The organism is Streptomyces sp. NPDC037242 (genome assembly GCF_055604165.1).
Map to the genome: position 1 here is coordinate 45,040 of NZ_JBVJUY010000029.1, position 6,899 is coordinate 51,938.

7 protein-coding genes and 1 pseudogene are annotated in these 6,899 nt (G+C 72.5%); 1 reads left to right on the forward strand and 7 read right to left on the reverse strand.

What is annotated here, in order from left to right; all coding sequences use genetic code 11:
- Positions 1-13: 13 nt before the first annotated feature.
- From ACZ7GJ_RS28785 to ACZ7GJ_RS28805, 5 genes are all read right to left on the reverse strand, one after another.
- Positions 14-586: a DciA family protein gene (locus tag ACZ7GJ_RS28785; protein WP_470755821.1), complete on the reverse strand. Its 573-nt coding sequence runs from the start codon at positions 584-586 to the stop codon at positions 14-16.
- Positions 579-1,967 (reverse strand): hypothetical protein, encoded by a 1,389-nt coding sequence (locus tag ACZ7GJ_RS28790; RefSeq protein WP_470755822.1) that lies wholly within the window; start codon positions 1,965-1,967, stop codon positions 579-581. The genes ACZ7GJ_RS28785 and ACZ7GJ_RS28790 overlap by 8 nt, the downstream gene beginning before the upstream one ends.
- A gap of 223 nt (positions 1,968-2,190) precedes the next feature.
- The gene (locus tag ACZ7GJ_RS28795) at positions 2,191-2,700 is read right to left on the reverse strand and encodes a hypothetical protein (RefSeq protein WP_470755823.1); all 510 of its coding nucleotides are present in this window, start codon (positions 2,698-2,700) and stop codon (positions 2,191-2,193) included.
- A gap of 271 nt (positions 2,701-2,971) precedes the next feature.
- The gene (locus ACZ7GJ_RS28800) at positions 2,972-3,703 is read right to left on the reverse strand and encodes a hypothetical protein (RefSeq protein WP_470755824.1); all 732 of its coding nucleotides are present in this window, start codon (positions 3,701-3,703) and stop codon (positions 2,972-2,974) included.
- Entirely contained in the window at positions 3,696-4,589 is an 894-nt protein-coding gene (locus ACZ7GJ_RS28805; RefSeq protein WP_470755825.1) for a ParA family protein, read from the reverse strand. The genes ACZ7GJ_RS28800 and ACZ7GJ_RS28805 overlap by 8 nt, the downstream gene beginning before the upstream one ends.
- A 527-nt stretch (positions 4,590-5,116) precedes the next feature.
- On the opposite strand from ACZ7GJ_RS28805, the gene ACZ7GJ_RS28810 reads away from it, so the two are divergent.
- Positions 5,117-5,353, forward strand: a complete 237-nt coding sequence (locus ACZ7GJ_RS28810) for a hypothetical protein (RefSeq protein WP_470755826.1) — start codon at positions 5,117-5,119, stop codon at positions 5,351-5,353.
- Here ACZ7GJ_RS28810 and ACZ7GJ_RS28815 read toward each other — a convergent pair.
- A pseudogene (locus tag ACZ7GJ_RS28815) lies at positions 5,326-5,932 on the reverse strand (alcohol dehydrogenase catalytic domain-containing protein); the annotation flags it as partial. The gene ACZ7GJ_RS28810 and the pseudogene ACZ7GJ_RS28815 sit on opposite strands and share 28 nt — an antisense overlap.
- 34 nt (positions 5,933-5,966) lie before the next feature.
- Complete coding sequence (locus ACZ7GJ_RS28820) at positions 5,967-6,431, reverse strand: tautomerase enzyme (protein ID WP_470755827.1); 465 nt, start codon at positions 6,429-6,431, stop codon at positions 5,967-5,969.
- Positions 6,432-6,899: the final 468 nt, after the last annotated feature.

Consider the following 6,899-nt stretch of genomic DNA (forward strand, 5'->3'; position numbering starts at 1 on the left):
GGCACCTGGGGCATCAGCCGGGGCGGCGCCGCGCGCGTGCGGCCCGATGGGCCTCCAGGGCCCGCAGGTAACCTGCCGAGCGGAGCGCCGGCTCGGCGGCCGGGGCGGGGCCCGGCGGACCGGCGGGCTCGGGAGGAGGCTCGGGAGGCGCCCGTACTCCCTCGGGGCCCGGGAACAGGACGCGGATCGCCCGCACCACCTCGCCGCCCAGCGCCCGGTTGAGGCGGACGGCCAGTTGGTCCGCGGTCAGACCCAGCTGGACCGCGTACGCCCGGGAGTCGGGCAGCAGGTCGAGCCGGCCCTCGGCCTCGGTGAAGGCCACCGCCCGTACGTGTGCGGCCAGCTCCGGGACGACCGCGGGCCACCGTTCGAGCACCCAGTCCGAGGGCAGCGCGGTGTCCCAGGCCCGTTCCGCGACCACGACGGCGACGACCAGCCCCAGTTCGTACGGGTCCCGGCCGCCGGGCACCGCCCGGCCCGGCGCCCGTGCACCGCGGGCGGCCGACTCGGGGTCACGCCCGGCCCGGGCGGCGGCGCGGGCCGCCTGGAGGACGACCCGGGCGAGGTCGCGGCTGCTGTCAGGCACGGCTGCCCACCGCCATCAGCCCGGTTCCGGAGGCCAGCCGGGACGCACGGTGCACGAGCTCCGCACCGTAGAACTCCTCGGCCGCCGCCCGCCCCCAGGCCCGTACGGCCGAGGCGATCAGGGTGGTCTCGCCGCGCAGGAACTCGCCCCGAGCGGTCTCCCGCAGGGCTGTGCGGTCGGTGTCTGACAGCGTTGTCAGCGTTCCCGCGACGGGGGCCGCCTCCACGGCGCCGGAGGCCGCGGTGCCCGCCGTCCGGCCGTTGCGGGCCGCGGCCACCAGGCGGCGTACGGCGAGCCCGCGCGGCCCGCAGGGCGCGGGCGCCCACGACGCCTGGCGGCGCCGGGCCGCCGCGGGCGAGTCCCGCCAGGCGGTCACGGCGTCCGCGCGCTTGGCCGGGGTGTCCAACAGCCGCTCGGCTCCGGCCAGGAGCGTCGCCAGCAGCCCGGAGGGCCGCCGTACGGCGTCCGCCTCGCCGCGCAGGTGCAGCCAGGCCCGCACCTCGGCCGCCGTCCACCCGGCGTCGGCGACGTGGCGCACGATCCAGGCGATCCGGGGCACCTGGCAGCGCCCGAGCCAGCCGATCTCACGGATGAGCTCTCCGGCCAGCTGGTGCCTGCGCCCCACGCTGTTGAGCCTGCTGCCGCGCCCCGAAGCCCGTTCGCCGATCCGCTTCCCGCCCGCGAGCTCGGCCTCAGGGGGAAGGAGAGAACCACCCGCACCGGAAGGACGAGAGGAAGCTACCCACATTGGGGTGCAACGGACATCTCCGCGGGGGCGGCCGGCGTCCCGGCGCCGCGCGGAGCCGCGACGTCCGCCGCCCCGGCGGCTGAGCGTGCGCGCCGCCTTCCGCGCGAGCACGGCGATCCGCTCCCGCCCGGGCCCGCCTCCGTCGATCCCCACCATGCGGCGCCGGACGCCCTCCCCGGCCGTACGGATCCCGAGCGCCCGGTCGAAGCCCTCCGGGATCATCCGGGCGAACTCGCTCGCCCGCGCACCCACCCCTCGTACCCGGCTGCCGCGCCGGACGTAGGCGAGCAACCCGGCCTGACGGAGCATCTGCAAGTGGTACTGGACGGTCCGCTCGCTCACGCCGAGCACGCGCTCCAGATGGGCCACTCCGGGACGGCAGGGCGACAGCCGGCTCAGCTCGCGGGCGATCCGCACCGTGGTCTCACCGAAGCGCGGGCCGTGCGCACGGCGGGGCCGGTAGAGCCCCGAGTCAGCGACCCAGTGCACGGCCTGGAGCCAGGAATAGCCGTCGGGAGCGGTCCGGCCGGCGGTCCCCGAGAGCCACTGCTGCGGCTCGGGAACCCACAACTCCTCGACCGCGTTCACCGGCAGCACCGCCCGGGCGCGGGCGCATGCAACAGGGTTGACCATAGGAGGTCAAACTGGAAAAAGGCATGGATGTAGTGCAAAATGACGAGGCCTTCTGCGTGAACGAGGGCATGACGGAGCAGCCCGGACCCGGCGGTCAGCCGGTCGGACCGTTCCCTTCGGAGGGCTGGACCCCTCCGGTGTCAGGGGATTGCCGCGCGAGGTGAGTGCGAATCACCCCGGCCGGCGGCACCTCCCCGGCGGCCTTGCCGCCGCCTGGCCTATGTCATCCCGACCCCTCGTTGCAGGCGCCTCGGGATGACATACCGCCGGGCTTGCGCGCACTGCGGCGCCGCCGCGCGGACAACATGGCCACGGCATCGGGCAGTTCCGAGATCCACAGGCCGACCGGGATCCGGAACGCGACCCGTCCGCCCAGGCACTTCAGGTCGAACGCGGCCCGCTGGTCGGGCGTCGTGATGAGGTGGACGGAGTCCTCCAGCACCCACAGCGCGGTGTCGGGAGTCGTACCCGTGTCGGTGGCCGCCTGGCGCGCGGCCTCCACGGCCGACTGCTGCCAGAGCTCCAGGTCCTGCCGGGCGCTGCGCGGCCGACGGGTGCCGGGCCAGCCGATCTGTGAGACGAAGGCGTAGACGCGAAGAGCGACGATGTCCTCTTCGAAGTGGGGCTCGCTCAGCACTCCCTGATCCCTGGCCTTCCAGGCCCAGGACTCACTGAGGCCGGCGGCGGCCGCGACCGCGCTGGTGCTGAGTTTCTTCTCGGTGTGCAGGGACATGGAGCGGTTTCTCCGTCACAAGTCTGCGGATCGATACGCGGATCATATTACCGCAGCAAAGGATAAGGACCTCGCGTCACTAGAGCCCCACAGCCGTTTTGGCGGGCATTTTCCGGGGATCACCGCAGCTGCTTTCTAGTGTTACAAGGATCGGAATTCAGTTACACGGATAGTTCGACAGATCGACCGAAACATCGTTGGTTTCAGCGCAATACCCGTCAGGATATCCATCGAGATATCCATCGTTGCAGCCGGTCCGCGGAAGGAGAATTCAGCGGCGGCGGCGCTCGGGCCTCGACAGGGGTCCCTGGGCGTCCAGGCCGTCGAGGAACGCCTCCACTCCCGCCGAGACCACGAGGGTGCCGCGCCGCCCGTAGTCGGCCTCCTGGAGCATCACCTTCAGGCCCGCGGCGAGCGCGTACGCCGACTCGCCCACGCGGTAGGTGGAGGGCTGGGTCTTCTCGGAGTCCCACAGCTGTCCGGCGCCGAAGTCCTCTGCCATGGTGATGAGTTCGGACACCTCGTGGGGCATGTGCCGCAGCGCGGCGTCGACGTAGTGGCCGATCGCCAGGTTGGCGTTGCCGGTCGCGCGGCGGTCCGCGTTCACTCGTGCCTTGAGCCGGGTCAGCACCTCCGGGGCGATCCGGAATCCGTACGACTTCCACTTCGCGGAGCGGAGCCTGGCATCGGCGAAGCTCTCGTGCACCGCGGCGTGGGCCCAGGCCCCGGAGTAGGCAGGATCGGGTGCGGGTGCCGGTGCCGGTGCAGGCACGGGAGCCGGTGCGGGCGCGGGCGCCCGATCCGCGGCTCGGTCGGCCACGCCCTCCGGCCGGGGCCCGACGCACTGCCCGCCGCCCGCGCCGAGGAACGACCGGTCGGCCACCTCCTCCGCCCCGGTCAACAGGTCCGCCACCAGCGAGGATCCGGCGATCCGGAAGTGCGCCGGCGTCTTGCGCCGGACTTCCTTGGGCGCCTGCCGCTGCGGCTCGGGTTTCTCAGACACCGGCGGCCTCGCTCTCGACGCCCTCGATGCGCGCGGGGGTCTCCCACGCGTCGCGGGGCTGGCGCATCCGGGTCAGTACCTGGCACATGAGGTCGCCGTACATCTTCCCGGGGGCGTGGCTGGCGAAGCGGACGACCGCCGGGACCCCGAAGGCGAAGGAGTCGCTGATGCGGTTGTCCAGGCGTATGTCGGTCCGGAAGGGCGCGAGGTCCGCGTCGAGCATTCCGTTGCGGATGTTGACCTCCTGCATGCGCCACTTGGACGGCGGATTGGAGCGGTTGACGATCGCGCCCAGGTACTGCGGGTCGCACTCCCCGCCCGTGCGGTCCTTGACGTACCGCACGGTGCCGCGCGTCGCGGCGGCCCCCTTGAGCGAGGGGTACTCCGGCACGCACACGGTCAGCACGTGGTCGGCGGCCGCGAGTGCGGTGGCCGACATGGAGGACACGGCCGGCGGGGTGTCGATGACCACGAAATCGAACTCGGAGGCCACCTCCAGCAACATCCGCCGCAGCACCGGGGTGGCCTGGTAGCCCTTCTTGTGGATCAGGTCCTGAGCCGCCGTCATCGTCGACTCCTCGCAGGCGAGCAGGTGCACGGAGCCCGCGCCGTCGAACTCGGCGACGAGTTCGCTGCGGTCGAACCAGATCGACGCCAGGTCCATCCGCATGCCCTGGAGCCGGCCCTGGATGACCCAGCCGAGGGAGCGCGCCAATTGGTCCTCGCTGGAGAGGTTCAGCCCCAGGGCCGTGCCGGCCTGCGCCTGGGGGTCGAGGTCCACGATGAGCACGCGCTGCCCCGCCAGGGCCAGGGCCGCGCCGATGTTGACGGTGGAACTGGTCTTGCCGACGCCTCCCTTCTGCGTCGCAACAGCAATGATCTTCACGGGCGCCCTCGAGTGTCTGACGCCGCCCCCGGCGCTCTCCTGTCACAAGAGCACCACCGGGGCAACGATCGCCGACCGCGGCCCGATTCCGGGACTTTCGACGACCCGGAGGGGGCGAATGTCCACGGATGTTCGAGTGACGCGGGAATGTCAAGCAGGACGATAACAGCACTCCTGAAGTACCCCACAGCACCCGCAGGAGACGAGCGAAGGGTGTGACATCCCTGGTCAGAGCAGGTCATTCAGAGGAACCAACGAGCCTGGATCCCTCCGCTTCGCAACGAATCCCACAGCCAATATCGGCCAGAGGAATGAGGACCTACGAAATCCCCGTGCACGGGCCCAACGGCCCTTGCCCGCGCGCACGGTGTCTGCATTTCCAGCCGGCCCGCGCCCGGAGGACCGTTCGACCCGCCCACAAAGGACCAAAGGCCCTGTCGACCGCCGCACGCCCGACGCGAGGCTGCGAGTGAACAGGAACGTCGCACCCGCAATGAGACACGCCCAACGAGCCCCGGAGGAGGACCGTGCCCACACCCCCCGTCCCCCGGCGGCCCGCCGTCCCGCGCAGGACGCCCCACGAGGGCACCGCCCCGCGCTACTTGACGATCGCCGACGCCATCGCCCGCCTGCGCGCTCCCGTCCCCTCCGCACCGGAGATCGCCCGCCTGTACGGCGTCTCCCTGACGACGGCCCACTTCGTCCGCCGCGCCCTGCACACCCGCCGCTCCTCCCCCTACCGCCGCGCCCCGGGCCGCAGCTGAGCGCCGCGTACGAAGACGGGTTTGAGGTGCTGCTCCGGCAGCGCGTCGGGCAGTTGCTCCCAGTCCAGGACGTGCGAGACGACGCGTTCGGGTGAGACCTTCCCGGAGGCGGCGAGGTCCAGGGCGTCGCGGATGTGCGCGCGTACGTTGTCGCGGGCGATGTCGCACACGTACAGGCCGATGCTGCCGCGGGCGATGACCAGGACCCGGGCGCCCCGCCGGGTCCGGAGGTGTGGGGCGACCAGGCGCCAGGAAAGGGACCAGTTGTCGCTGGCCGCGGCCATGGCGACCGGGTCGAGGCCGGCCGGCAGCGGGACCAGCATGGCGTCCGCGTAGGGGACGCGGACCGGGTCGGAGAAGAGTCCGCCCCAGTTGCCGCCGATCGGCGCGCCGTACACGGCCATGTGCGGGACCGAGGTGCAGTGGGCGGTCAGCCCGCCGCGGCAGTGTTCGCAGGTGCCGCAGTTGATGGACCAGGGCACCACGACCAGGTCGCCGGGGGGCCACACCGGTGACGTGGTCGCCTATGTCGGTGACGCGGGCGACACATTCGTGGCCGAGGGCGAACGGCGGGTCGATGCACCGAACCCCTGGACCGCACTGCGGCACAGCTTCAAACCCTCATCGCCGCCACGATCAGAACCTGACCGAGCGGCCGTCGGCCCCAGTCGTCGCGGCGCCGCCGGCGCCCCGAGGTGGGGCGCCGGCGGCTTTCCCATGCGCCGAGCGCGGCGCGGACGGCCTTGGCCTTCTCCTCGGTGAACACGCCGGTGTCGAGGAGGGAAAGGACCGACAGGACGGCGCCGCGCGAACCCCAGCTGCCCTCGTCGATCACGCGGAAGGTCACCCACCAGGTCGGCCACGGCTCCGCCACACCGCAGGCGTCGGCCATGGCGGCCAGGACGCGCTCGATGGCCCTGGTACGGACGTCCTGGCGCCAGTCGCCGTCCATGACCGTCACGTCGATCACCATCGCGTCGGCGCCCGGCCCCGCATCCGCATCCGCATCCGCATCCGCATCCGCCAGCAGTCGGCCGCCGATGGCCATCACGTCGGGCTCACGCTCGGTGAAGTGCACCTGGAACCCGACCCGCGCAGCCGGGGCGAACTGGCCGGCCTTCGGGCACGAGCACGGCGTCCGCCAGTGTCGCGGCCAGCTTGCGGCGCTGCTCCGGGCTCAGGCGGCCCTTCGAACTGTTCACGGCGATGACGGCCATGACTCTCCTTATGACGACTGTTATAAATCGAGCCTGCACTGCGACATAACGAGTGTCATAGCCTGCGCGGATCAGAACAGCCCGCACCAGGTGCGCGGGCCGGGCGGCGGCGCTTGCTCAGGGCGCGCAGCGCCCGGGGGCGGTCTTCGGGTGTCCGCCGCGGAGCGGCGGGGTGGGCCCTGGGGGGGCGGGCCGCGGAGCGGGCCGGTCGGGGGGGGGGGGGGGGGCCCCCACCGCCGGGCACGGAGCGGGGCGGTCCCCCACCGCGCGGGGAAAAGGTGGACACCCCCCCCCCCCGCCCTTCGTCAGCCGAAGATCGGGAGAACGCA

Coding starts and splice junctions, on each gene's coding strand:
- ACZ7GJ_RS28790 (WP_470755822.1), bottom strand. CDS start 1,967: ATGGTCAACCCTGTTGCATGCGCCCGCGCCCGGGCGGTGCTGCCGGTG.
- ACZ7GJ_RS28795 (WP_470755823.1), bottom strand. CDS start 2,700: ATGTCCCTGCACACCGAGAAGAAACTCAGCACCAGCGCGGTCGCGGCC.